Annotated in this window: 21 protein-coding genes, 5 tRNA genes, 1 other RNA gene and 2 pseudogenes; 16 read left to right on the top strand and 13 right to left on the bottom strand. The window is 45.4% G+C overall.

Features of this window, described 5'->3' with window-relative positions:
* Positions 1–97 precede the first annotated feature (97 nt).
* Positions 98–844, top strand: a complete 747-nt coding sequence (fabG, locus tag KOLE_RS00280; RefSeq protein ID WP_012744567.1) for a 3-oxoacyl-[acyl-carrier-protein] reductase — start codon at positions 98–100, stop codon at positions 842–844.
* Between the two features lie 56 nt (positions 845–900).
* On the opposite strand, the gene ssrA is transcribed toward fabG, so the two are convergent.
* The 4 genes from ssrA to KOLE_RS00265 all read right to left on the bottom strand — a co-directional run bounded on the left by ssrA (position 901) and on the right by KOLE_RS00265 (position 3,936).
* Positions 901–1,253: a transfer-messenger RNA gene (ssrA, locus tag KOLE_RS11290) on the bottom strand.
* A gap of 25 nt (positions 1,254–1,278) precedes the next feature.
* Complete coding sequence (locus KOLE_RS00275) at positions 1,279–2,991, bottom strand: sigma-54 interaction domain-containing protein (protein ID WP_012744566.1); 1,713 nt, start codon at positions 2,989–2,991, stop codon at positions 1,279–1,281.
* Positions 2,984–3,802 carry a 16S rRNA (adenine(1518)-N(6)/adenine(1519)-N(6))-dimethyltransferase RsmA gene (gene rsmA, locus KOLE_RS00270; protein WP_012744565.1) on the bottom strand — a complete coding sequence of 273 codons (819 nt, stop codon included), beginning with the start codon at positions 3,800–3,802 and terminating at the stop codon, positions 2,984–2,986. Before rsmA ends, KOLE_RS00275 begins: the two co-directional genes overlap by 8 nt.
* Positions 3,803–3,845: 43 nt before the next feature.
* Positions 3,846–3,936, bottom strand: a tRNA-Ser gene (locus tag KOLE_RS00265).
* A gap of 89 nt (positions 3,937–4,025) precedes the next feature.
* Between KOLE_RS00265 and glmM the strand changes: the two genes are divergently transcribed.
* Together glmM and uvrA are read left to right on the top strand one after the other, a co-directional pair.
* Positions 4,026–5,339 (top strand): phosphoglucosamine mutase, encoded by a 1,314-nt coding sequence (gene glmM, locus KOLE_RS00260; protein WP_012744564.1) that lies wholly within the window; start codon positions 4,026–4,028, stop codon positions 5,337–5,339.
* Positions 5,332–8,160, top strand: a complete 2,829-nt coding sequence (uvrA, locus tag KOLE_RS00255; RefSeq protein WP_012744563.1) for an excinuclease ABC subunit UvrA — start codon at positions 5,332–5,334, stop codon at positions 8,158–8,160. The genes glmM and uvrA overlap by 8 nt, the downstream gene beginning before the upstream one ends.
* Before the next feature lie 64 nt (positions 8,161–8,224).
* Here uvrA and KOLE_RS00250 read toward each other — a convergent pair.
* From KOLE_RS00250 to KOLE_RS00215, 8 genes are all read right to left on the bottom strand, one after another.
* A tRNA-Ala gene (locus KOLE_RS00250) sits at positions 8,225–8,300 on the bottom strand.
* A 36-nt stretch (positions 8,301–8,336) separates the two neighbouring features.
* Positions 8,337–9,506 carry a phosphopentomutase gene (locus KOLE_RS00245; protein ID WP_012744562.1) on the bottom strand — a complete coding sequence of 390 codons (1,170 nt, stop codon included), beginning with the start codon at positions 9,504–9,506 and terminating at the stop codon, positions 8,337–8,339.
* A gap of 4 nt (positions 9,507–9,510) precedes the next feature.
* Positions 9,511–10,083 carry a pyruvate kinase alpha/beta domain-containing protein gene (locus tag KOLE_RS00240; RefSeq protein WP_012744561.1) on the bottom strand — a complete coding sequence of 191 codons (573 nt, stop codon included), beginning with the start codon at positions 10,081–10,083 and terminating at the stop codon, positions 9,511–9,513.
* A 154-nt stretch (positions 10,084–10,237) separates the two neighbouring features.
* Complete coding sequence (locus KOLE_RS00235) at positions 10,238–11,515, bottom strand: MFS transporter (RefSeq protein ID WP_012744560.1); 1,278 nt, start codon at positions 11,513–11,515, stop codon at positions 10,238–10,240.
* A gap of 25 nt (positions 11,516–11,540) precedes the next feature.
* A complete protein-coding gene (locus tag KOLE_RS00230; protein ID WP_012744559.1) occupies positions 11,541–12,047 on the bottom strand; it encodes a transcription repressor NadR in 507 nt (168 codons plus the stop codon).
* A 128-nt stretch (positions 12,048–12,175) separates the two neighbouring features.
* Positions 12,176–12,251 (bottom strand) — tRNA-Phe (locus KOLE_RS00225).
* A gap of 8 nt (positions 12,252–12,259) precedes the next feature.
* Positions 12,260–12,334: transfer RNA gene (locus KOLE_RS00220), tRNA-Val, on the bottom strand.
* Between the two features lie 5 nt (positions 12,335–12,339).
* Positions 12,340–12,415: transfer RNA gene (locus KOLE_RS00215), tRNA-Glu, on the bottom strand.
* Positions 12,416–12,574: 159 nt separating this feature from the next.
* Here KOLE_RS00215 and minC point away from each other — a divergent pair.
* From minC to KOLE_RS11845, 8 genes and pseudogenes are all read left to right on the top strand, one after another.
* The gene (gene minC, locus KOLE_RS00210) at positions 12,575–13,231 is read left to right on the top strand and encodes a septum site-determining protein MinC (RefSeq protein WP_012744558.1); all 657 of its coding nucleotides are present in this window, start codon (positions 12,575–12,577) and stop codon (positions 13,229–13,231) included.
* On the top strand, positions 13,228–14,250 hold the full coding sequence (locus tag KOLE_RS00205; protein ID WP_012744557.1) for a M20/M25/M40 family metallo-hydrolase: 1,023 nt from the start codon (positions 13,228–13,230) through the stop codon (positions 14,248–14,250). The genes minC and KOLE_RS00205 overlap by 4 nt, the downstream gene beginning before the upstream one ends.
* Positions 14,240–15,274, top strand: a complete 1,035-nt coding sequence (locus tag KOLE_RS00200; RefSeq protein WP_012744556.1) for a M42 family metallopeptidase — start codon at positions 14,240–14,242, stop codon at positions 15,272–15,274. Before KOLE_RS00205 ends, KOLE_RS00200 begins: the two co-directional genes overlap by 11 nt.
* Positions 15,271–16,281 carry a M42 family metallopeptidase gene (locus KOLE_RS00195; RefSeq protein WP_012744555.1) on the top strand — a complete coding sequence of 337 codons (1,011 nt, stop codon included), beginning with the start codon at positions 15,271–15,273 and terminating at the stop codon, positions 16,279–16,281. The genes KOLE_RS00200 and KOLE_RS00195 overlap by 4 nt, the downstream gene beginning before the upstream one ends.
* Positions 16,278–17,267, top strand: coding sequence for a 3-dehydroquinate synthase (locus tag KOLE_RS00190; protein WP_012744554.1), 990 nt, complete (start codon positions 16,278–16,280; stop codon positions 17,265–17,267). The genes KOLE_RS00195 and KOLE_RS00190 overlap by 4 nt, the downstream gene beginning before the upstream one ends.
* Entirely contained in the window at positions 17,264–18,025 is a 762-nt protein-coding gene (locus KOLE_RS00185; protein WP_012744553.1) for a hypothetical protein, read from the top strand. The genes KOLE_RS00190 and KOLE_RS00185 overlap by 4 nt, the downstream gene beginning before the upstream one ends.
* Positions 18,022–18,816, top strand: a complete 795-nt coding sequence (locus KOLE_RS00180) for a ComEA family DNA-binding protein (RefSeq protein ID WP_012744552.1) — start codon at positions 18,022–18,024, stop codon at positions 18,814–18,816. The genes KOLE_RS00185 and KOLE_RS00180 overlap by 4 nt, the downstream gene beginning before the upstream one ends.
* 14 nt (positions 18,817–18,830) lie before the next feature.
* Positions 18,831–19,328 (top strand): annotated as a pseudogene (locus KOLE_RS11845) (epoxyqueuosine reductase QueH); the annotation flags it as partial.
* Here the strand turns inward: KOLE_RS11845 and KOLE_RS11840 are convergent.
* Positions 19,310–19,495, bottom strand: a pseudogene (locus KOLE_RS11840) (hypothetical protein); the annotation flags it as partial. The pseudogenes KOLE_RS11845 and KOLE_RS11840 sit on opposite strands and share 19 nt — an antisense overlap.
* A 125-nt stretch (positions 19,496–19,620) precedes the next feature.
* On the opposite strand from KOLE_RS11840, the gene KOLE_RS00170 reads away from it, so the two are divergent.
* From KOLE_RS00170 to KOLE_RS00150, 5 genes are read left to right on the top strand one after another with little or no spacing between them, the layout of a single operon-like run.
* Complete coding sequence (locus KOLE_RS00170; RefSeq protein WP_012744550.1) at positions 19,621–19,935, top strand: hypothetical protein; 315 nt, start codon at positions 19,621–19,623, stop codon at positions 19,933–19,935.
* Positions 19,932–20,825, top strand: a complete 894-nt coding sequence (locus tag KOLE_RS00165; RefSeq protein WP_012744549.1) for a DNA-3-methyladenine glycosylase family protein — start codon at positions 19,932–19,934, stop codon at positions 20,823–20,825. The genes KOLE_RS00170 and KOLE_RS00165 overlap by 4 nt, the downstream gene beginning before the upstream one ends.
* 2 nt (positions 20,826–20,827) lie before the next feature.
* Positions 20,828–22,135 (top strand): methylenetetrahydrofolate--tRNA-(uracil(54)-C(5))-methyltransferase (FADH(2)-oxidizing) TrmFO, encoded by a 1,308-nt coding sequence (gene trmFO / locus KOLE_RS00160; RefSeq protein WP_041288753.1) that lies wholly within the window; start codon positions 20,828–20,830, stop codon positions 22,133–22,135.
* Between the two features lies 1 nt (position 22,136).
* A complete protein-coding gene (locus KOLE_RS00155; RefSeq protein WP_012744547.1) occupies positions 22,137–22,958 on the top strand; it encodes a type I phosphomannose isomerase catalytic subunit in 822 nt (273 codons plus the stop codon).
* Positions 22,948–24,120, top strand: coding sequence for a tetratricopeptide repeat protein (locus tag KOLE_RS00150; RefSeq protein ID WP_012744546.1), 1,173 nt, complete (start codon positions 22,948–22,950; stop codon positions 24,118–24,120). Before KOLE_RS00155 ends, KOLE_RS00150 begins: the two co-directional genes overlap by 11 nt.
* Positions 24,121–24,126 lie beyond the last annotated feature (6 nt).

Genomic DNA, 24,126 nt, shown 5'->3' with positions numbered 1-24,126 from the left:
TTAGTCGTTTTTCACGTTATAATATGGCTGTGGAGAATCAAAAAGTCAGATGGAAATTATAATTTTAAGAGAGAAATAATGAAGCGGAGGGATGAATGTGAGATTGAAAGAGAAAGTTGTAATTATTACGGGCGCTGCGAGTGGTATTGGTAAGGCAGCGGCGAAGCTATTCTGTAAAGAGGGGGCAACGGTTGTTGCATGCGACCTGAATGAAGAACTCCTGCAGGCATTGAAAGATGAGACGAAGGATTTCGGTGGAGAGATTTACCCCAAGAAACTGAATGTAACGGATAGGGAAGCCATTAAGGAGCTTGTTGAGGAGATCAAAGAAAAGTTCGGGAAGATTGATGGTCTCGTTAACAATGCGGGGATAACAAGGGATGCCCTGTTGCAGAGAATGACTGAAGAGAATTGGGACATAGTTATCAATGTAAACTTGAAGGGTGTTTTCAATATGACTCAGTTTGTTGCACCGGTTATGCTGAAGCAGGGTTACGGTTCGATTGTAAACACGTCATCTATCGTCGGGATTTACGGGAACATCGGACAAACGAACTATGCGGCGACAAAAGGCGGCGTTATAGCCATGACGAAAACCTGGGCAAAGGAATTTACCAGAAAAGGTGCGAATATAAGGGTTAACGCTGTGGCACCGGGATTCATAAAAACCCCTATGACTGAAAAGATCCCGGAGAAGATCGTTAAGATGGTTGAAGAGAGAATCCCGTTGAAGAGAATGGGAACGCCTGAAGAAATCGCCAATGTCTATCTTTTCCTCATTTCCGATGAATCGAGTTATATAACCGGGCAGGTCATTGGCGTTGATGGTGGTCTTGTTATCTAACGTTTTTGAGATCAAATAATAAAGGGGAGCTGTTTTAGCTCCCCTTTGTTTTTACCTGGTGGAGGCGGCGGGAGTCGAACCCGCGTCCGAAGCCGTATCCCCCGTGGGCTCTCCGAGCGCAGCCTGTGTTCGTTGTCGGGAAGTTACACCACACAGGCAAGGTGCACTTCCCCAAGCTCCTATAAAGTCCCCGGGATTGCGGAGCTCAATCCCGAGCAAGGTTCGGAGCTATGACACCCTTCTGCGAGGTCCCGAACCACAACCTCACAGGGGCGGCTGCTTACTCTAATTAAGCAGCGAGAGCAAATTCAGTGTTGGCACTTTTCTTTGTCCGGCTTTTTAACGCGGTACCGGAAACCTCGACTCGCTCCCACGGGTTCAACGGCCCCGTCGAGACCGTTTCGCCCCCGTATTTATTAGACAATTATATTCTATCACGGTTCGAAGTTTTTAGCAGTATCTATGCCGTATCTTTCGAGTTTGTAGTAAAGTGATCTAATACTTATGCCGAGAACCTTCGCGGCTGCTGTCTTGTTACCTTCGGTTGCCTTCAAGGTGTCTTCAATGATCTTTTTTTCGTAGTCTGCCAGGAGATTGGAGAGCTTCCCTATCTGAGTGGCTTCGCGGTGGTGATTCTCCAGTTCTAATTTCGGCAGGTGGTCTTTTCTGATGACTCGTTCATCCGGTTCCATGTTTATCATGGAACGCCCGAGAACATTTTCAAGTTCTCGCACGTTGCCAGGCCAGGGATAGTTCATCAGGAGCTCGAGGGCTTCATCGTCTATATCCTCGACGAGCCTGCCGTATTCCTGGTTCAGTCTTATCAAAATTACCCGTGCAATTTCAGGAAGATCTTCTATATGATCTTTTAATGGCGGAATAACTATTGGAACTACGTTGAGACGGTAATAGAGGTCGGCAAGGAACTTTCCTTCAGCAACCAATTGTTCTAAATTCAAATTGGTCGCGGCTATAATCCTGACATCGAGTTTTTGTGGTTTTGTTCCGCCAACAGGGATTATCTCCTTATCCTGCAAGAATCGCAGGAATTTTGATTGCACGGAGATACTCATCTTACCGATTTCATCGAGGAAGAGGGTACCCCTGTTCGCTTCTTCGAGAAGCCCACGCTTACCGCCTTTTTTCGCACCTGTGAAAGCACCGTCGGCGTAACCAAAGAGTTCTGACTCGAGTATGGATTCCGGTAGCGCGGCACAGTTCACGCTAATAAAATTCTTATCGGCCCTATCGCTGGCGTTATGGATGGCATGGGCAAAGAGCTCTTTACCCGTTCCACTCGGTCCTCTCAGCAAAACGGTCATGGGTGTTTTCGCAACGCGTTTTGCCTGTTCGATAGCGACACGCATTTTTTGAGAGTTGCCGGCTATATCATCGAAAGTGTATTTGGCCTTCACGTATCTCAGCAAGCGTCTTGTCTGTTCCAGCTCTCTTGCCAGTTTTTCTATTTCGGAGAGGTCGTGAATAACAGCAACACTTCCTTTGAATTCGTTGTTCACGAACAACGGAGTGACATTAACCGCGACATCTTTCTTAGCGGGTCCTACTTTCAACCGGGCGTTGAGTATGGGTTCCTTCCGCCTCGCAACCTCGAGGTGTAAAGAGGAACCTTCAGCTATGTCAACGGTCGCGAGTTTTCCTATGACATACTTTGCGCTCATCCCGGTTATTCTCGTGTAAGCGCGGTTCACCAGAACGATTTTTCCTTCTTCATCCGCGACGGATATGGCATCGTGGGTGGAGTCGATGACCGCGGAGAGGAGGGCTTCTATTTCTCGCAGGTTCGTAACCTCTTCGGCCAGCCTTTTGATACTTGTTATATCCCTGAAGACCGCCATGACGGCGTAAACATTTCCTTCTTCGTCTTTTAGCGGTATTCGTGAAGTAACAATAGTTTTATCGCCGAGTTTTTGGATTCTGTTGTATTCAGGTTTTCCGGTTTTCAAGACTATATGCAGCCTGGTGTTGGGTATCGTTCCAACAACAGGCTTCCCCAGAGCTTCATCCTTTTTGAGGTTCAGAATGTTGCACGCTTCGTTGTTAATGAGGATTATTTTCTCTGAATCGTCTATAACTATTACGGCTTCTATCAAGGCGTTAACAATGGTTTCAAGAAGTTTTTCACTCATTCTTATTCCACCTTTTCGAAGCTTCATAGAGTTTCACAAAGCTTTCGATGGTCAATTCCTCCGCCCTCACGTTGACAGAAAAACCCAGCGATCTTAGAAATTCCTCCGGATTATCTATGATGGGTTTCAAATTGTTCTTTAGTTTTTTTCGTCTGTGTGAGAAAGCAAGCTTTACAAAGTTCCTGAACCTTCTTTTTTCATTTAAAGGTACAAGGGTTTGTTCCCTCATTATTAACTTTACCACGCTGGAGTCAACTGCGGGAGCAGGGATAAAAGCTTTCCTGGAAACGTTGAACAACCTTCTAACCATCGTAAAAGCCCCTATTGTAACCGTAAGTGCCCCGTAGGATTTGGACGACGGTTTTGCAAGCAAACGCTCAGCATATTCTTTTTGAACCATCAGTATGGCGGCTTCAAAGGCCGGCCCTTCGAATAGAATTTTTTCCAGAATAGGCGAGGTTATGTAATAAGGAATGTTGGCGACGTAAAAAAGCGGCCGGGAATCATAGTCTTTAAGATCTGCTTTGAGAAAATCCTCGTAAATGATCTGGATGTTCTTATCGCTTAATAGTTCTTTGTGAATCTGTTCAAAGCGTTTGTCGATCTCAAAGCCAATTACTTTTTTCGCTTTTTTGGCGAGTTTCAGCGTCAGGGTACCGAGTCCGATCCCGATTTCTATAACCGTTGCCTCGTCAGTTATTCCAGAATCTTTTACGATTCTCGAAAGGATTCTCTCATCTTTGATGAAATTCTGACCCAGCGAGTCTTTTAGGTGTATTCCATATTTTCTCAGAATATCGGTGATATTCATATCTCCTCCAACAGAAAAAAGCGGGGTATTTCTACCCCGTTCCTGGCGGAGAGAGTGGGATTTGAACCCACGGACGGGTTGTGCCCGTCACACGCTCTCCAGGCGTGCGCCTTCGACCGCTCGGCCATCTCTCCGTTACGTTCCAATTATATAAGTCGTGGTTAAAGTTGTCAATCTTATTTCGTGTTAAACTTTGAATTAGTCGAAGACGGGGGTGATTTTTGTGAAGAAACTCTTTGGAACTGACGGGATAAGAGGAATCGTTAATGAAGAGCTCACCGTGGAACTGGCGCTTAAATTAGGGAACGCGATCGGTAGGTATTTTGCCGGTAAATACGACGTCTTGATAATCGCTAAAGACACACGGAGCTCCGCGGATCTTCTGGAGAGTGCCCTGGCTGCTGGCGCAAGTTCTGCCGGGATCAACGTGGAATATGCCGGCGTAATGCCCACACCGGCGTTGGCATATATAACGAGGAAATACGACACGATAGGAGTAATGATATCCGCTTCGCATAACCCCGCTGTTTATAACGGCATAAAGGTTCTGGAAAGGGGAATGAAAATCCCTGACGAGGTTGAGGTTGAACTGGAAAATCTTATGGCCATGCCTATGAACTACACGGTTTATTCTGAAGTGGGAAAGATATGCTCAAAGGATTCTTACAGGGAAGAATACATAGAACATGTCGTCAGCATGTTCTCCGGGAAGGCGTTTCGAAACAACTCCCTTATAGTCGATGGTGCTAACGGTGCCATAACGACGGTGCTCAAGGAGGTATATTCCCGGCTCGGGATTGTGGCCGATTATACCTTCTTTGAACCAAACGGCATAAATATAAACGACGGTTGTGGTTCTCTCCATCCGAAGACCCTGGGGAAAAAGCTGGATGACGATCATATCGGTGTCCTTTTCGACGGTGATGCCGACAGGTGTCTCTTTGTTCTTCCGGGTGGAACGCTCATAGATGGTGATATGCTCATGGCGTTGAATGCCGACAAGTTGCACAGGGAAGGCCGTTTGAAAAACAACACGGTGGTTGCCACCGTGATGTCGAACCTGGGTTTCGAGAAGTTCCTTGAAAGCAGGGGAATGAAGCTTCTGAGAACCCGTGTTGGAGATAAATACGTGCTGGAAAAGATGATAGAAACCGGTTCCACGCTTGGCGGCGAACAATCCGGGCATATAATCTTTTTCGATAGAAGCACTACAGGAGACGGTCTGATTACCTCTCTTGAGACCTTGAATTCTCTTGCCGTTCTGGGGACGGATCTAAGGGAATTCTACGAGAACTTCCCCAAATTTCCCCAGCTGCTTAAAAACGTTCCCGTTGTAGATAAAAAAGCGGTTATGGAATGCGAGGATTTACATAAGCTTCTTGAAGAGCTGAAAGAGGACAGAACCTTGAGGATTGTGGTAAGGCCTTCCGGTACGGAGCCTTATATAAGGGTTATGGTGGAAGGCATGGACGAAGGAAAGGTTTCTGAAATAGTAGAAAGGATCGTGGAGGTGCTGGAGGACTGTAGCAATGAATGACTTTATCTATGTGAAAGGTGCAAGGGTACATAACCTTAAAAACATAGACGTTAAAATTCCGAAGAATTCACTGACGGTTATCACTGGGCTTTCGGGTTCCGGGAAGTCTTCCCTTGCTCTGGACACAATTTACGCTGAGGGGCAGAGGCGCTACCTGGAATCCCTCTCAAACTACGCCAGGCAGTTCCTTGGAGAGCTGAAGAAGCCGGATGTTGAGAGCATCGAAGGCCTTTCGCCGGCGATTGCTATAGAACAGAAAACGGTGAGCCACAACCCGCGTTCGACGGTGGGAACGGTTACGGAGATTCACGACTATCTGCGTATTCTCTACGCGAGAATCGGCCAACCCCACTGTCCAAAATGCGGAAGGCCCGTTGAAAAGCAATCGCTGGATGAAATTCTTGAACATGTTTCCAGGGATTTTCCTGAAGGCACCAGAATAGCTGTTTATGCTCCCATTGCTAAGGAAAAGAAAGGGGAGTTCAAAAAGGAACTGGATCTCCTCAAGAAAAAAGGGTATGTACGAATAGAGATAGACGGGATCATATACGACCTCGAAGATGAGCTCTCTCTGGATAAAAACAAGCGCCACACCATCAATCTGGTGGTGGATAGGTTGAAGGTCAGGGAAGAGAATAAATCGAGGCTCGCTGACAGTATAGAGATGGCGCTCCATGAGGGTAACGGATTCGTCGAGATAGTGAATCTCGACAATCTTCAGAAGAAGATATTCAGCGAACATTTTGCCTGTCCCGTATGCGGGATAAGTCTCCCGGAAATCAACCCAAAGATTTTCTCTTTCAACAATCCCTATGGAGCCTGTCCGGAGTGTCACGGTCTCGGGTTCACAAGGGAGTTTTCCGAAGAGCTTGTAATCGACAGGGAGCTTAGTATAAGAGATGGAGCTATCCGTGCCTTTTCTAATTCCTTCGATAGTTTTACCATGAGGATGATCATGCGGGTTCTGGAATGGCTCGGGGAGAGCCCCGATAAACCCTTCAAGGATCTTTCCGAAGAAGCTCAAAGGGTCATTCTCTACGGCACGAGAGAAGAGCTCAGCTTCTCATTCCAGTCTGAAAGGCTCTCATACAAGATAAGAAAACCCTTTGAAGGGGTTATGAACAACCTCAAGAGACGGTACAGGGAAACCCAATCCGGGGATATTCGCGAATGGATGGAAAGCAAATTTATGGTGACTCAGGAATGCCCCCGCTGTCACGGTCAGCGTTTGAGGGCAGAAGCGCTTGCTGTAAAAATAGACGGCAAAAATATCTCCGAGCTATCTGACCTAACTATCCGCGAGATATACGATTTTCTTGGGGAATTAAAGTTAACGGAGCATCAGGAAAAGATCGTCGGTGAATTGCTCAGGGAGATCAAAAGGCGCTTGAAGTTTCTTATAGATGTGGGGCTGGATTATATAACGCTGTCCCGTTCGGCTACTACCCTTTCCGGTGGGGAAGCGCAGCGAATCCGGCTTGCCACGCAGATAGGTTCAGGATTGACCGGCGTAACCTATGTGCTGGATGAGCCAACCATAGGCTTGCATTCCAGGGATAACGCGAGATTGATTAAGACCCTGAAAAATCTCCGGGATCTCGGGAACACGGTGATAGTTGTTGAACACGATGAAGAGGTCATTAGAAACTCAGACTACATAGTCGATGTAGGCCCTAAAGCCGGGATTCATGGAGGAGAGGTTGTCTTTCAGGGCCCAACCAAAAAATTGCTGGACAACCCGCCAGAAAATTCATTGACGGGAAAATATTTAAGGGGCGAGCTTAAAATCCCCAGATTTGACAGTAGAAACGTTAAGGCCAAAAAGAAATTGATCTTGAAAGGCGCAAGACAAAACAATTTGAAGTCCATAGACGTTGAGTTCCCGCTTGGAAAGTTCATCTGCGTGACCGGTGTTTCCGGAAGCGGAAAAAGCTCCCTCGTAATGGATACCCTTTATCCCGCACTGAGCAATCGGTTGAACAGGTCGCGGCTTCCCGAAGGTAAATATGACGATATTATAGGTGTAGAGGAACTCGATAATGTCATCGTGATAGATCAGAGCCCCATCGGGAGAACCCCGAGATCCAATCCGGCAACCTACACCGGTCTTTTTGACCATGTCAGGGATCTCTTTGCGAAAACACCGGAGGCTCGCGCAAGGGGTTACAAGAAAGGCCGATTTTCATTCAATGTCAAAGGCGGCCGGTGTGAAGCCTGTCAGGGGCACGGATTGCTGAAGATTGAGATGCAGTTCCTCCCGGATGTCTATGTGGAGTGTGATGTCTGTAAAGGTAAAAGGTACAACAAGGAGACCCTTGAAATCGAGTATAAGGGAAAGAACATCGCCGATGTGTTGAACATGACGGTTGAAGAGGCGCTTGAATTCTTTGAAAGGATACCGCCTTTGCAAAGAATTCTTTCGCTTCTGAACGATGTCGGGCTTGGCTATATAGCGCTTGGACAGCCGGCTACAACCCTTTCCGGTGGGGAAGCGCAGAGGATAAAGCTCGCCGCGGAGTTGAAGAAACGCTCAACTGGCAGGACTTTCTATATCCTCGACGAACCGACAACCGGGCTGCACTTCGATGACGTTTCAAAACTTGTTAAGGTTCTGGGAAGGCTTGTGGAAAAAGGAAACACCGTTGTTGTCGTTGAGCACAACATGGACGTGGTAAAAAATGCCGATTACATAATCGATCTTGGCCCCGAAGGCGGAGATGGTGGCGGGCAGATCGTTGTTGCGGGAACCCCTGAAGAGGTAGCGGCCTGTAAAAAGAGCTACACAGGCTATTATCTACGGAAACATTTGAACCTTAAATAGAGGCTATTAGAAGGAAAAATGGAGAACATAAAGAGGGGGGAGCTTTCGCTCCCCCTTTTATCATTGGTGGAGTCGATGGGATTCGAACCCACGACTTTCGCCTTGCGAAGGCGACGCGCTCCCGACTGCGCTACGACCCCACACGATGGATATTATAACGTGAAGCAAGAAAAAGGTCAATCGAGAATTTCTTTTTTGAAACTGGTACCGTTTTCCATTGGCTCGACTCCGAAGAGATCGAGAATGGTTTGTCCAAGGTCCGCGAAGGTTTCGCGCTCTCCAAGGAATACATTTTCTTTCACATGCCTTCCATAGACTAGTAGAGGAACCTTTTCTCTCGAATGATCCGTGGAAGGGGTCGTTGGGTCACAGCCATGATCAGCTGTGATGAAGAGAACGTCATCTGGCCTCATCGTTCCAATAATTTCTGGAAGCCGCGCATCGAATTCTTCCAGTGCTTTAGCATAGCCTTCAGGGTTGTTTCTGTGGCCGTATTTCATATCAAAGTCAACCAGGTTAGTGAATATGAGGCCTTTATCAACTTTCCTTATGTAATCGAGGGTTTTGTCCACTCCGTCCATGTTATCCTTTGTCTTAACATATTCGGTAATTCCGTGGCCATCATAGATGTCGTTTATTTTTCCCACCGCGTAAACGGGAACCCCGTTTTCAACGAGATATTCGAGTGCGATCTTTCCTTCAGGTGGGAGGGAATAGTCGTGCCTTCTTGGAGTCCTCGTATAATTTGGCCACTCACCTATGAAAGGTCTCGCAATGACACGGGCGACCTTGTATCCACTCTCATTCAAGATCTTTCTCGCAATTTCACAGTATTTGTAGAGCTCAGGAACAGGAACAATTTCCTCATGAGCGGCTATCTGGAAAACACTGTCGGCGGATGTGTAAACGATGAGCGCTCCGGTTTTCTCGTGTTCCCGACCGAGTTCCTTGATTATCTCTGTCCCCGAAGCGGGCTTGTTACCTATGACCTTTCTTCCAGTCTCTTTTTCGAAGGGCTCTATAATTTCAGGCGGGAATCCATTTGGAAACATGTCAAAGGGCTTTTCTAAAATGATACCCATGAATTCCCAGTGTCCCGTGGTTGTATCCTTCCCGGGGCTCTTCTCAAGCATTCTACCGTAAGCTCCAAGTGCGTGGTCTGTTGGTGGTACGCCGAGAATATCCGTTAGATTCCCGAGGCCAAGCCTTTGTGAGTTGGGCATGTGAAGCCCGCCAACCGCTTTGGCTGTGTTGCCAAAGGTATTTGAGCCTTTGTCTCCGTATTTTTCAGCATCAGGCATTTCACCAATACCTGCACTGTCAAGAACAATTATTATTGCTCTCATTTAATCAACTCCTTCGTGAATAAAATTCTGATGGAATAGCCAGCAACCTTCCAAAACGGAATTCAGAAAGGTCTCTGGTGTTACAAGCTTTTAGAATGTATGCGGTATCGAGCCCTTTTCCGGTACCACCAGCAGAGATAACCCACTGATCTATCGGTATCAATCCTGCATCAGCAGCCATAAGAGCGATTTCCACAGCTACCTTTGTTCCTTCGCCGAAAAGTCTCAAAGCAGCAGCGAAAAACTGCGGAGGATAAACTCCTCCAAACTTCTTATAAAAATAGCCTTCCAGTCCTCTGAAAAGATGTGTTGTTGTGAGTATTTTGTGTCTGGTGTTTTCGTATAGCTTCCTTACCTCAGGATCAAATTCGTCAACTCCGGACTTTCTGAATCCAACGCTATGGGTAACGATAACCAGATCGATATCTTCCGGTACCATTTCAAGTGCCTTTGTTGCTACTTTTCCCCGGGTAGAAGGAAGGACCACGTGTCTTATGCCTTCTTTAACAGCCGTTTCAAATACCAGATCGAGTACAGCATCAGTATTATGTTCACCGGGTTCTGAGAAGTAGAGCATTCTATCCCTCCTCTCATATCTCTCATAAAATGATACCATGATTTCACAGAATTGCATGGAGGAAGAGCACCTCCTTCAAAAAGAAGCAATCAGGTTTTCATCAATAAAAAACGGGGACAGTATTGTCCCCATTTCCTTTTTTTAATTGGAGGTGTTATTCTACGGGTTTTCCCCGGGTTTCGATTCCAAAAGTGGCGTTCAGGATAACAGTCGTTATAGCCAGCAGTGACATGGGGATCATGACCCAGGTAATAGAACCGGTTTTATCCATCATGAAGGCGGTATAATAGGGAGCTATGATTCCAGCGATTCTTGCCATCACTCCGGCCGAACCATTTCCCAGGCCGCGCATCTCGGTAGGATAGAGTTCCGGTGTGTAGGCATAAACCATTCCCCAGGCGCCAAGACAGAAAACGGACATTACGACACTTGAAAACAGGAGCATTCCCTGGCTATTGACAGCTGCAAGAAGCAGTGCGGATACAGCGGTTCCGCTAAAGAAGAACATGATGCTCTTCTTTCGTCCTATTCTTTCAATAAGGTATGCAGCAAGCAAATAACCAGGAAGCTGCATCATCAACATAAAGAATGTGTACATGAGGGCATTCCCCGGAGCGATTCCCTTGGAACGGAAGATCTTCGGGGCCCAGATGAAGAGGCCGTAGTAAATAAAACTAACGGTGAACCAGCTAAACCAGACCATCAGTGTACGAGGTGCAAAGCGCTTCGACAGGATCTCGAGAAAAGGAACTTTCTTTATTTTGTGCATTTCTACTTTCTCATCTATCTTTGTTCCGAGAGCTTTTTCTAGAGCTCTCCTGCCCCCTCTCATATAGGCGAACTTTGGGCTTTCGGGAAGAAGGGAGACCACAGCGAGAAGCGGCAAAGAAACCAGAGTGAGGAGGTAGTAGGACGCTCTCCAACCAAACACGCCCAGTGTCAAAATGGTATAAACCCCCAGCAGAATACTTCCAATAGCCCAGCTGGCTTCAAGCAGTGTCAGATAAAGCCCCCGTATTTTTATGGCCGTGAATTCAGTCAGATAGGCGTTGACAACCGGTAAGAGCCCGCCGTAACCAACCCCTGCTAAAAAACGGTTGATGATGAAATTCGTCCCATCGGAAGAAGCCCCCGTTAAACCGGAAAATAGCCCTGCTAAAACCAGAAACATGATATTGCCCACTTTTCTTCCAAAAATATCGGAGATAAAACCGGAACTCAAAGCTCCCACAAGCATCCCCATGAAGACGGAGCTCGCTATGGTACCTTTGAGCTCTGCAGCGCCTGGAAGTTCTTTGAGTATCGACGGGAGTGTTAATGACAACACCATCACACCAGCCGCTACAAGCATCCATTCAAGCGATGTCACAAGAAGAATTCTCAATTGCCTGGCGCGGGACACGTATTTTTCCACAACTTTATCGATGATCATCCATACCACCTCCAAAATTGTTACGTTATTTGAGCAGATAACCCTTCTCATCCAGATTTTTTATGATTGTATCCATGATTTTTTGATTTGGAGCCTCAATCGTATGAAGATGTATTCCGTCTTTCGAGACTGCCAGAAGTGGTGATGCACTGCTACCTTTGAGTAGTGAAATGAATCTGATGACATCTTCTTCTGTACTCACACCTATATTTCCCTTCAATTCGCCATAAACAGGATGTTCAACGATCACATCCACAACACTTCCGCCGTTTCTCACAATGGTTAAAAGTTCATCCATGATGTTCTCACTACCGTGTGCAACGGCAACCAGTTTCTTAACGGTTTTCTGTTTTTTTAAGAGATATCCATGAGCGGTTGAAAGGATTTCATGCCCTGCATTTCTGAGGGTTGCAATATCTCTGACGATCATCTGTCTGCTCACATTGAGCTTTTCTGCGAGTTCCAATCCACTTATTGGTTGTTTGGCACTTGACAGGATTTCGAGGATTCCCTCCAGCCTTTCTTTGCGCATCTAGATCACCTCTTCGTATCTGATAATAGCAGTAAATTTGCAGAAAATCAAGAAGTCAAAATAAAAAGCCTCGCTTATGCGAGGCTGGAGTCAGGGGATGGATATGGAATTGTGGGAATTGAAAAAAATGGTGGCGAGGGACGGAGTCGAACCGTCGACACATGGATTTTCAGTCCACTGCTCTACCAACTGAGCTACCTCGCCACTTCTTCTGGTGGAAGCGACAGGGTTCGAACCTGTGGCCTCTTGCTTGTAAGGCAAGCGCTCTCCCACTGAGCTACGCTTCCACCCCTGGCGCCCTCAAGGGGATTCGAACCCCTGCCGCCGGCTTGAAAGGCCAGTGTCCTAGACCTCTAGACGATGAGGGCGCAAAACATCGTTAAATATCTTACACTATAAACACCATTCGGTCAAGGGCCTTAACCCGTAAAAATTCAATTATGGGGTTAAAATCCAACTAAATCTCTGGTCGGGGTTAGTTTAAAGCCTGCTTCGTGATAGAATTTACTTCGAAAGGAGGGATAATTTTGCCAATAGATTTTCGCATGACAAAAAAAGGGTTGATTCTTCTCATCGAGTCATATTCGTCCATTGAAAGTTTGAAGCAGGAGATTATGGCTAAATTCAATGAAGCGCGCGATTTTTTCTCTGAAGGCGATGAGATCTCTTTGATGCTTACACAGGAAACAAGCAAACCGGATGACATAGTGAATATCGTTTCCCTTCTCGGGAATCTCGGGGTTAGAGTGAAGGATATTCTCGTAGGAAGTCTGGAAAAGAAAAATGTGAAGATTGGACAGAAATACGATCTTGTTAGAGAGAAAGTAACCGAGGTACGTGGAGCTCAGGTAATAAAACGAAATCTGCGATCCGGACAGATTGTTGTACATAACTACGATATCATAGTCTTTGGAAATGTCCATCCCGGGGCGGAGATAATCGCTGGAGGAAGCATTGTGATCTTTGGAACGGCGCGGGGGATACTGAGAGCAGGCTATTCGGTTGGTGATGAAGCAGTCATCGCAGCTCTCGATCTGAAGCCTTCTCTGATACAAATAAGCGGTTTGATTTCTCAAGATTATAATGTCTATGAAACCCCGGCTGTAGCCCACATCAGAACGGGAAGAATAGTTGTGGAAAAAATAGAGAGTGCAAAATTTGAGGTAAAGGGGGGAAAGATTTGAAAACGCCCGAGCTATTGATCAAGCTATCAAATGCCTTTGGCCCTGTGGGTTATGAAGATGAGGTTAGAAAGATCATCCAGGAGGAGATCGAACCCTATGTGGATGAAGTAAAAGTCGACAACCTTGGCAACCTCATTGCCTTCAAACGGGGGACAGGCAAGAAAAAAGTTGCATTTTTCGCTCACATCGATGAAGTCTCTCTTGTTGTTTCCGCCAAAGACGAAAGAGGTTTTTTAAGGTTCGATACCATGGGCGGGATCGACCCAAAAGTCCTCATCGCTCAACGGGTAAAGGTTGTATCAAAGGACGGCAAAGTGCGACGAGGAGTCATTGGAGTGCTTGCGCCACATCTCCAGAAAGCAGCAGATCGCAAAAACATACCGCCAATGGATGAAATGTTTATTGATGTTTCTATGAATCCGGATTATGAGAAAATCGAAATTGGTGATCTTGTTGTGATAGATACCGAAGCTTTTGAAAGTAATGGAAAGGTTATTGGAAAAGCTCTTGATGATAGAGCCTGCGCTGTTATTTCTATACTCGTTGCGAAGCAGCTTTCAAAGTTTTCCCGATTCCCGGATGTGTACTTCGTTTTTACGAGTCGCGAAGAGGTAGGCGGTATGGGAGCCAGAGTGGCTGCTGAGGCGATACAACCTGATGTTGGGATAGCGATGGATGTAACCCACGCTCACAAAAGGACAGGAATAGAGCTCGGCAAAGGACCGGCGATAACCGTAGGTGGTCCGAATATCCACAAAGGATACTTCAAAATGCTTGATGATGTGGCAAAACGCGAAGGTGTCAAGGTTCAATACGAAATCGCAGCTGGGAGGACCGGAACAGATGCCGATAATGTCCAGATAGCCGGTACGGGAATCCCGGCGCTTCTGGTGTCGCTTCCAAATAAATTCATGCACACTCCTGTGGAAGTGGTGCAGGTATCTGATGTTGAAGAGTCTGCAAGATTACTCGTGAACTTCCTTTTTGAATTGGAAGAAGGTGAAGAGAATGAAGCTTGAGAGACTGAAAGAACTTTCCGAACTTCCCGGAATTTCAGGTTTTGAAGAGAAGGTCGCGGATTATATAGAAGAAAAGATAAAGGATAAGGTCGATAAGTACTGGCGTGACAATGTGGGCAATCTTATTGCACTGAAGAAAGGAAAAGGTAACGGCAAGAAGCTCATGCTTCTGGCTCATATGGATGAGGTTGGGCTCATGGTCAAGAGGGTGAATGAAGACGGCACGCTGGCGATAAGAGCTGTAGGTGGATTGGCTCCAAGGGTTCTGATCGGCAAGAAGGTGCTGGTGGGACCTGACCTTATCCCCGGGGTAATTGGGTTCGATGCGATACATATTCAGGAACCCGCAACTGTCTTGAAGTCACCGAGTTACGATTCTTTATCTGTTTATCTTGGTGTTTCGAGTAAAGATGAAGTGAAGAACGTGAGAATTGGTGACCCTGTTTTTTTCAGCACGAAATATGAAGAGGTCGGAAATTACGCGATAGGGAAGGCTTTCGATGACCGTAGCGGTTGTGAGGTTTTGCTTTCAGTTCTTGATGACATTCTTGAAAATCCTGTTGACTATGATATCTACTTTGCCTGGGTTGTCCAGGAAGAGGTAGGGCTTAGAGGAAGCGGCGTTGCTGCTGCCCAGATTAAACCCGATGCGGCTCTCGTTTTTGAGAATACCACCGCAGGAGACAACCCGGAAATGCCTGAGTCGAGGTGGTCTACGCGCCTCGGTGAAGGGCCAGCGTTAACCTTTGCGCATTCAGGGCTGGTACTGGACAGGAAGATCTTCGAAACCATAGTCGATACGGCTAAAAGATATGACATTCCTTTCCAGTACAAAAGCAGAACAGTCGGCGGAACGGATGCCGCACGACTGGCGAGAACACTCAGAGGCATTCCTTCCGGGGTGATTTCAACCCCATCACGTTACATACATTCGCCTGTTTCAGTGATAGATATCAATGATTTCTTGAAAGTTGTAAAACTTGCGAAAATCCTGGTTAGGGAAGGGAAGGTGTTAAGCGAATGAAAGAATTGATAAAGAAAGTGACAGAGGTTTGTTCTCCAAGCGGCCGCGAGGATAAAATAAGGGAAATGATTATTGAGGAGATAAAGGATTTTGTTGATGGTTATAAAGTGGATCGTCTTGGAAACCTCGTGGCATGGAAAAAAGGTTCATCCGGCAAAAAGCTTTTGCTTGATGCTCATATGGACGAGATCGGTGTTGTGGTAAGCAATATAGACGACAAGGGATTCCTCAAGATCGAGATGATTGGTGGTGTTTCTCCGTACATTCTTCTCGGTACAAGAATAAGGTTTGAAACAGGTGTTATCGGGGTTGTTGGTGTTGAAGGTGAGTCTGGTAAAGAATTACAGGAGAATATGAAGGGTCTTAGTTTTGACAACATTTTCGTGGATATCGGTGCCACAAGCAGAGAAGAAGCGGGGAAGCTTGCACCGGTGGGAACCTTTGGAACTTACGACGCAACCTTCTACGATGCCGGGAAGAGGTTGATATCCAAAGCAATGGATGACAGGATCGCCTGTGCAATCCTGATACAGGTTGCGAAGGAACTGAAGAATCCGAAGGACGATATCTACCTTGCTTTTACCGTCCAGGAAGAGGTAGGACTTGTTGGGGCAAGCGTAGCCGGATTTGACATCATGCCGGATATGGCGATAGCTGTCGATATAACCGGCGGACCCGATACCCCGAAATCCTACAAAAGAATGGGCTTTGAACTCGGTAAGGGTCCGGCGATAAAGATAAAGGACAGGGCAAGCGTGAGCTCTTCCTGGGTTGTGAAAAAGCTGGCAGAGGTTGCAGAAAAGTATAAGATTCCCTATCAGTACGAGGTTTTGATATTTGGTGGCACAAATGCCAGAGGCTATCAGGTTACCAGAAGCGGTATCGCTGCTGGAACTTTGTCAATTCCCACAAGATATGCCCACACACCCCATGAAATGGTTGATTATGACGATGTTCTTAATGCGGTAAAACTCCTGAAAGCACTTTGTGAGGAAGGTATTGGATGAAAAAGTTCCTTTTCACGAGGGTTCAGGAATCTGAGTGTGTGGTGAAATTTGTCGAAGATTGCAGGAAAAACATACCGGAGTCCCTTTTGATAGTGGACTCCGGTGTCCCTAAGTTTAAAGGGAAGAGCTTTCCTAACATCTATGCTTTGAAAGGTGGCGAACACGTCAAATCCCTTGATAGGGTACTCGAGATGTACCAGCTTTTCAAGGTATCGAAAAAGGATTCCGTCACCGCTGTCGGTGGGGGTGCACTTCTTGATCTCGTTGGTTATTCAACCTCCACCTACACTGAACTTAAACACTTGAGACTGGTGCCAAGCACACCGCTTTCGCAGGTGATGCTTCCCATTTGCGGAAGCTTCTTCATCAATCTGGAGTTCAGAAAAGATGTGTTACGGACTTTTGGCGTACCGGAAGAGGTCATTATAGAACCTCAACTAAGCTATGAGGTTTTTAGTCGCCAGGGGGTCTACGAACTGTTTCCTATGTTAATAACTGCATACAGCTACGATTGGAGGCTCTTTAACTATCTCAGTAATCTGATATCCGAAGGTATGGAAATAGATCTGAAATTGTGGGAAGATCTTCTCTGGTCTTCTTTGAAAGCATATATCGATGGTATTAGCAACGACTACGAGCCTGTTGGAATTTCGATGACAAGAATATTGCAGTCAGCCTTTAGGCTTAAACTGGACTATATGGTAGCTCTTGCCTTTGGAGCAATCATCGAAAGCTGGGTTGGACTTTTGCATGGACTTTTAGATGAGGAACATACCAGAAAATTTTTCCTTACGCTAAAAAAGATATGGTGCAACAATTGGCCTTATAGACTTGATATGAGTTCCGTTACTGAATACATAGATAAACTGAAGGAAATTGTCATCTGGCTCCCGGGTGGAGCACAACAGAGAAGGGTTGTGGTTTCTTCTACAGAACTTTCCCGGATGGTGAGAAAAAATATGAGAGGATTGGAGAGTTTTACGTGAGTGACAAAGCCTTTGGAGCAGCGGTCAGGATGCTTTCAGTTTTTGTGATAGCCCTTTCGATTGCGGTATTCATTGTTGGGGGGTATGCATACCTATTGAAACAGGAAAACGACAATTATAGACTCATCGTTGAAGAAATAAGAAACAGCGTAAATCCAACTATAGCTGCAACGGAACCTCAAGAACCCTCCTTAGAACCTCTTAAGAAAGAGATAGAAAAACTTGAAGAAGCTTCTCCGGATAAAGAGATGGCGGTTGAAGAGCCTGAAAGGCACTTCTTTCTTGAGAGCTTCGATTACGAAAGACTTATTATAGAATCTTTTGATTACTTTGTCCAGGGAACTGCGTTCAGTTACGTTGTAGTTGATGAGAATACGGCATTTAAACTCTGTATTGAAAAGGGAAAAGACAATTATTTCATCACCAAAATTGATCCAGGAAATTACGGAATAATGTTCCTTGGTGAAAACCCGCTGGAAGGGTTATTTGCTTCAAAGGTAGCTTATGGAGTTCAGCTTGTTTCGCATACAATAGTAGATGGTATAGCACCGCAGATTATAAATCTCAGGGCAAACGGTTATCCGGCTTTTGCTTATAAATTCTACACTGCCGATGGCCGAACGTTCTACGCGGCAATTCTCGGGGCATTTCCCGATCTCGAAACCGCGAGAGATTATTCTGAAGCTTTGAATGTTTTCAAGGTTGAGGAAATAACAGGCTGGGATATTTCCGGAAGGTACTTGAGGAGAATCAAATGAAACGACTTTCTTCAAAAGAAGCGCAATTACTTGGGTCCGTGATTTTCATCGTTGTTATTGGTTTTATAGCTTTATTGAACATGGGTGAGACCAATGACGTAACCAAAAACAGCGAGGCCCTTTTTGATGTAAAAGAGCGATTTCCAATAGACTTGAACACCGCTACTGTAGAAATATTGCAGTTACTTCCGGGAATCGGCGAGACCAGGGCAAAGGCGATTGTTACGTTCAGAGAAAGCAATGGCGGTTTTTCGTCAACCGAAGAGTTGCTTCAAGTTAAGGGAATAGGTAACTCTACCTACGAAAAGCTAAAGGATCTGGTTACCATTACGAACGCTGCAAAAAGTAAGGCGGAAAACACCAGAGATACCAGACTGGATTTAAACACAGCATCGAAAGTAGATTTGACTTCACTTCCCGGCATAGGGGAAGTCAAGGCAGCAGAGATAGTGAAATACCGGGAAGAGCATGGTGGTTTTAAGGCCATAGATGAACTTATAAATGTGAAGGGGATAGGAAGAGCCACTCTGGACAAAATAAGAAATCTGGTAAGAGTTGGGAGCGTTTCAACAAATGTTCCGGATAAAAGCGAGAATTCCGGAAAGATAAATGTCAATACCGCGACTCTTCAGGAGTTAGTAGCGCTTCCAGGGATAGGACCTGTCCTGGCAGAAAGGATAATTGATTACAGAGAACACAATGGAAAATTCCATAAACCGGAAGACCTGCTTAAAGTAAGCGGAATAGGAATCAAGACGTTGAGCAAGTTCAGGGAGATGATCGATTTTTGAAACTCCTTTTGCATGTGTGCTGTGGCCCTGATTTAGCTGTTACTATGGAACACCTGAAAAGCGATTTCAACGGCAAAATAACCGCTTTCTTTTACAATCCAAACATCTTTCCCTATGAGGAATATGTGAAACGTCTCCGGGCTTTCGAACAGGTTGCTGAAAGATATGGACTGGAGACTATGGAAGGAAAATACGATGAAGAAAGATTCTATGCCCTTGCCCGGAATTTAGAAGATGAGTCTGAAGGTGGGGAAAGATGCAGAAGATGTATAGCTTTGAGGCTCGGCGTTACAGCGTCTCTTGCTCAAAAGATGGATTTTGATCTTTTTTCCACTACGCTGATGGCAAGCCCGAGAAAGTCTATTGTTATGCTGGAAAACGAAGGTAAACGAGCTGAAAAGGCGACGGGAAAGAGATTTTTGTTCTCAAATTTTCGGAAGGGTATAGATGGAAAGAAAAAGAGAGAACTGTTTTCTGGAATTTATGTCCAGGATTATTGTGGGTGTGTTTTTGGCCTCAGAGAACAGGAAATGAAGCGCCAGGAGATTGAAAAAAAGGATTTTGAAAAACTAAAACAGGATTTCCCTGAGAAGATACATCTCTGGAAGTACAGAAGGAAGCCTTTGAACAGTGATAATTTTGAGATAAATGACATAAACGAATTGAAAGAGCTGCTCGAAATAATAAAACCATCAAAGCTTGTGGTTACCGAAGGATTTGCGAAAGCATTCTCTCTCACTTCTAAGTGGTTGAAATGCGGTAGTTATAACTGCCGCCTGGAAAGATCAGAAAGAGGTGAAACTTATGGGTAGCGTTCCTGTAGAATTGATAGAGCGGATTGAAGAATTGGGGAATGAAATAGGTCTTCAGTTGAGGCTTGTGGACTCGCAGGGGAATTCTCTGGGGAAACCGTTGCCAGTCGAAATTCCTCCCCTTGTCCTCGCGCTTTCTCTTCAGACCGGTTCGCGAAGTTCCACAACAAGCGGCCTGGAAACCATAACGGCAATGCCCGTTAATATAGGAGGAAATGCCCTCGTTCTCGTGGTTATTGGAGAATTCAGAGAAGACAACGCTTTCAGGCTTTTGAAGGTTGTCACAGAGAGGATGCTGACTAAATGATAAAGTTTTCCCTGAAGCTCGACACAGCTTTCGATCTTGATACCACACTCGATTGTGGTCAGACATTCAGATGGGAAAAGACTGATGGCTGGTGGAAAGGTGTTGTAAGGGATACTGTGCTTTTTCTCAAACAGTCTGGGAAAAAGCTTGATGTGATAGCTTCCAGAGATACATTACTTGGAATGGACATAGATGAAGGATTACGAAAATATCTTGGGTTTGAGGATGATTTAGAAGAGGTTCATTCTACCCTGGAAATGATCATCCGGAGTCTTCCAGAGCGAACAAAGGAACTCTCTCTAAATGCGGTTAAACAGGCCAGAGGCTTGAGAATTCTCAGGCAGGATGCCCTTGAGATGACAGTGGAATACATTATCTCAACGAGAAACAGTATTCCTACAATACGTAAAATATCCGACCTGCTTTCTGCAAAGTTTCCGGAAAATCGAGTTGAAATGGATGATGAGGTGTTCTACACCTTTCCTTCATTGGAACAGCTGAAGCATTTAAAGCTTGAGGATCTCCTTGAAATCAAGCTTGGTTTTAGAGCGGATTGGTTGTACGAACTCTTCCAGAATCTTGAGGATGAAATGTTTTTTGAAGAGCTTTATGATAAACCCTTGATGGAAAAACTCGAGGAGCTGATGAAAATAAAGGGGATCGGATACAAGGTTGGAAGTTGTATTACGCTTTTCGCATATGCTGAACTGAACTCGTTCCCCGTTGATGTATGGATAAAGAGAGTGATGAAGGATCTCTTCGGTGTAAATGGTAGCACAAAAAAGGTAATGGAGTTTGGCATGGAAACCTTTGCCCCTTACGCAGGTTACTATCAGGAAGCTGTGTTCAGATACTATAGAACGCACAAATTGGGGAGAGATAAACAGTGAAGGTGAAGATAAATATAGTCGGTGGTGGGCTGGCCGGGTCTGAAGCGGCCCTGAGCCTAGCTGAAAAGGGAATAGAAGTAACATTATACGAGATGAGACCAAAGGTAAAAACCGATGTTCACCAGACGGGGTATTTTGCTGAACTGGTGTGCAGTAACTCTCTTAAATCCGTGGAATTAACCAACGCTTCAGGATTGTTGAAAGAGGAAGCCAGGATGCTGGGTTCAATTCTTCTGGAGATAGCGGAAAGACACCGCGTTCCTGCCGGAAAAGCTTTCGCGGTTGATAGAAAAACCTTCTCTAAGGAGGTTACCGAAAGGATTGAAAGCTCCCCATATATTCATGTGGTGAGAGAAGAAGTCAAAGAAATTGATCTCAACGATGAGGGAACGCTCTGGATTATCGCTACCGGTCCTCTTTCTTCGCCGGCTTTTGAGAAATGGCTTTCGGGTTTGTTTGGAGAGGACCTTTTCTTTTTCGATGCTCTGTCACCAATAGTAGCAGCGGATTCTATTGATTATAGACGCTGTTTTGTCGGCGATCGTTACGGGAAGGGAAGCGGCGATTATCTGAACTGTCCCCTTGATAAGGAAACCTACGAGAGATTCTGGAATGAACTTGTGAATGCCCAGGTTGCTCCAATAGAGAATTTTTCCGACAAGCTTCTCTTTGATCGCTGTCAACCGGTTGAGGAGATCGCGAGAACAGGCATCGATGCTTTGCGCTATGGTCCAATGAAACCTGTAGGATTGATAGATCCGAAAACGGGTAGTGAACCCTACGCGGTGGTTCAGCTAAGAAAAGAAAATAAAGAGGGGACCCTTTACAACCTTGTCGGGTTTCAAACCCGTCTTAAATGGGGAGAGCAAAAACGGGTATTTCGGATAATTCCTGCTTTAGAGCATGCTGAATTTGTTCGGTATGGTGTTATGCACCGAAATACCTATCTGAATTCCCCGAAGATTCTGAATAGAGATCTAAGAAGCAAGGGTTATCCAAACCTGTTTTTCTGTGGTCAAATAACAGGATTGGAAGGTTATGTTGAGGCCATCACAAGCGGGAGATTTGTCGCATTGAACGTCATGGAGTTAGTGAAAACCGGTTCAACCTTTTACCTGCCGGAAAAGACCATGCTTGGAGCCTTGATAAACCACATAACGGTCTCCGGGAGGGTTCCCCTTTCTCCCGTGTACGCAAATTATGGTCTCCTTCCCCCCGTTAAAGCGAAGGGGAAGAGAGAAAGGAACCTGAAAAAGGCCGAGAGAGCTATTGAGGAGTTAAAAAAGTTTCTTAAAGAAAGGGGCTTTTGAGATGATATACCTTTCTGAACCCCTGTTTTCTGAACGCCCGTGGGGGGATCCTGAACTCAACAAGCTGTATGGTGTGAATTCGGAGCTTCCCATCGGTGAGGTGTGGTTGTTGTGTGATTTTCTTGACAAGAGAACGCCTTTGAAGGATAGTTGTAAGACAGTCTTTCCTATGGATTTGGTATCTGATTTTTGTGATAAGCCTCTCCCGAGATTTCCGCTTTTGATAAAACTCATATCAGCTAAAGACTGGCTTTCTGTTCAGGTTCACCCGGATGATGTCCTGGCAAGGAAGCTGGAAAAGGAGCCATGGGGAAAGACGGAAGCCTGGTATTTTGTAAGTGACGGGACGATAGCAGCCGGTTTTTCTGATCCTGGAGTTGTAAACAAAAAAGATATTTCAGAGATAAAAGCGGAGGATCTGAACATTCTCGACGTTCACAAAGGTGAACTGATAAAACTCCCGGCCGGTATGGTTCATGCGCTTGGACCGAACACCCGCTTGCTGGAGATACAGCAGGCATCTGATTTAACCTACAGGATCTATGATTGGGACAGGCCGCGGGAGCTTCATCTGGAGAAAGCCAGGCTTGCCATCAAGCCGTCGTTAACACCGGAAATTGAGGCACTGAAAGATTTTGAGACGAGAGATATGGGTATCTTTAAACTCACATTAACCAATAAAGCCTCGGGAAAGGGGATATTTGTAACTCTCGAAGAAAAGCCTAGAGCCTATGTTGTTGTAGATGATTCGCTGGAGACCAAAAAAATCGGGCTCTGGATAGAACCTGGAGAATATTGGAAGGGTGTTTCATATGAAGTATAAGATCGAACTTATTTTAGTTTTACTGATGTCCTTTGTCTACATTTTCGCGATGGATGTAAATGAGGGAATAATATTACTCCTTTCGAAAGATTACGCTCAAAAGATATTTTTCGCTCAAGATGACTCGGAGATTTCGAAGGTTTTCAGCTGTATAGCTTATGGTGTGAGATATATGGAGAATCTCGCATGGATAGACAAAGACAGGTTTTATGATTCCTTAGAAGAACTAAAAAGGGAAGAACTACCGGAAGAGATCATCATAGGGTTGGACGTTTTGGAAACGGCGATCTCCACTTCCACCGTGGGTGCACTGGCATTGTTAGAAGAATCTGCCGAAAGCTCTGTTGCAGCAGCAATTGCTTTAAGGCTCTACAAAATCGACTGGACAGAAACCCGCGACCCGAACTCAGGCAAGGCTATGTTGAGAATAGCGGAAACACTTCAAAAAAAATATCCTGAAGCTTATTTGCCGTACGAGGCAATCTTTCTCTTTCATTCTTCGAGTGTCTTCGGAGATAAGTCAGAATTCTTGAGATACAGAGATGTTGTTTTAGGGATGATTGATGAAAGCGATGAATTCTCTGCTATATTACAGGCTCTGATAAAAGGTGAATACTATCTTGGGTTGTACGAAGAACTCCTGGAGGATTACAGGAAACTCACAGATCCAGGCGATGAAACAAAATTCTATGCGGCGATGGCCGAATTTGAAACAGGATCGCAGGGAACGGCAGAAATCCTTTTGAAGGATACCAACCTATCTTCTCTACCTTCGAAGATGGCTTCTAAAGGGTTCGAGGTCCTCGGCAAGATTGCGGAAAATGAAGGCAACACGGATTCGGCGATATATTATTTCAAGCGTGCTATTAAATTTAACGGGAAGAATCGTGATGCTCTGGTACATCTTGGATTCCTTTACATGAATTCAGATCTGGAAGAGCACGACACCCTGGCCAGATACTATTTCGAAATGAGTGGTATGGAAGATTATGACCCGGAGGTAGCGGAGGCTCTGAACGTACTTCGTAAGCGACTGGTACTGCGGATCATTTTCTATCAGGTGCTCCCGCTGATTGCTGCGGTTGTACTTGGGTTAATTTTGGTAGAATATATATATATAAAGAGAAGAAAAAAACAGGAAGAAGAAGCCTTACGGAAGTAGAGGAGG

It is taken from the genome of Kosmotoga olearia TBF 19.5.1 (genome assembly GCF_000023325.1).
Lineage (GTDB): Bacteria > Thermotogota > Thermotogae > Petrotogales > Kosmotogaceae > Kosmotoga > Kosmotoga olearia.
This window is presented reverse-complemented; position numbering and strand designations above follow the sequence as displayed.

Excerpts from the sequence above, each read along its gene's own strand:
- KOLE_RS00200 (WP_012744556.1), top strand. The coding sequence starts at position 14,240 with ATGAAGCTTGAGAGACTGAAAGAACTTTCCGAACTTCCCGGAATTTCA.
- KOLE_RS00275 (WP_012744566.1), bottom strand. The coding sequence starts at position 2,991 with ATGAGTGAAAAACTTCTTGAAACCATTGTTAACGCCTTGATAGAAGCC.
- uvrA (WP_012744563.1), top strand. The coding sequence starts at position 5,332 with ATGAATGACTTTATCTATGTGAAAGGTGCAAGGGTACATAACCTTAAA.
- KOLE_RS00235 (WP_012744560.1), bottom strand. The coding sequence starts at position 11,515 with ATGATCATCGATAAAGTTGTGGAAAAATACGTGTCCCGCGCCAGGCAA.
- KOLE_RS00165 (WP_012744549.1), top strand. The coding sequence starts at position 19,932 with ATGATAAAGTTTTCCCTGAAGCTCGACACAGCTTTCGATCTTGATACC.
- KOLE_RS00195 (WP_012744555.1), top strand. The coding sequence starts at position 15,271 with ATGAAAGAATTGATAAAGAAAGTGACAGAGGTTTGTTCTCCAAGCGGC.
- KOLE_RS00155 (WP_012744547.1), top strand. The coding sequence starts at position 22,137 with ATGATATACCTTTCTGAACCCCTGTTTTCTGAACGCCCGTGGGGGGAT.
- KOLE_RS00150 (WP_012744546.1), top strand. The coding sequence starts at position 22,948 with ATGAAGTATAAGATCGAACTTATTTTAGTTTTACTGATGTCCTTTGTC.
- rsmA (WP_012744565.1), bottom strand. The coding sequence starts at position 3,802 with ATGAATATCACCGATATTCTGAGAAAATATGGAATACACCTAAAAGAC.
- KOLE_RS00190 (WP_012744554.1), top strand. The coding sequence starts at position 16,278 with ATGAAAAAGTTCCTTTTCACGAGGGTTCAGGAATCTGAGTGTGTGGTG.
- KOLE_RS00170 (WP_012744550.1), top strand. The coding sequence starts at position 19,621 with ATGGGTAGCGTTCCTGTAGAATTGATAGAGCGGATTGAAGAATTGGGG.
- KOLE_RS00245 (WP_012744562.1), bottom strand. The coding sequence starts at position 9,506 with ATGAGAGCAATAATAATTGTTCTTGACAGTGCAGGTATTGGTGAAATG.
- KOLE_RS00230 (WP_012744559.1), bottom strand. The coding sequence starts at position 12,047 with ATGCGCAAAGAAAGGCTGGAGGGAATCCTCGAAATCCTGTCAAGTGCC.
- KOLE_RS00180 (WP_012744552.1), top strand. The coding sequence starts at position 18,022 with ATGAAACGACTTTCTTCAAAAGAAGCGCAATTACTTGGGTCCGTGATT.
- KOLE_RS00240 (WP_012744561.1), bottom strand. The coding sequence starts at position 10,083 with ATGCTCTACTTCTCAGAACCCGGTGAACATAATACTGATGCTGTACTC.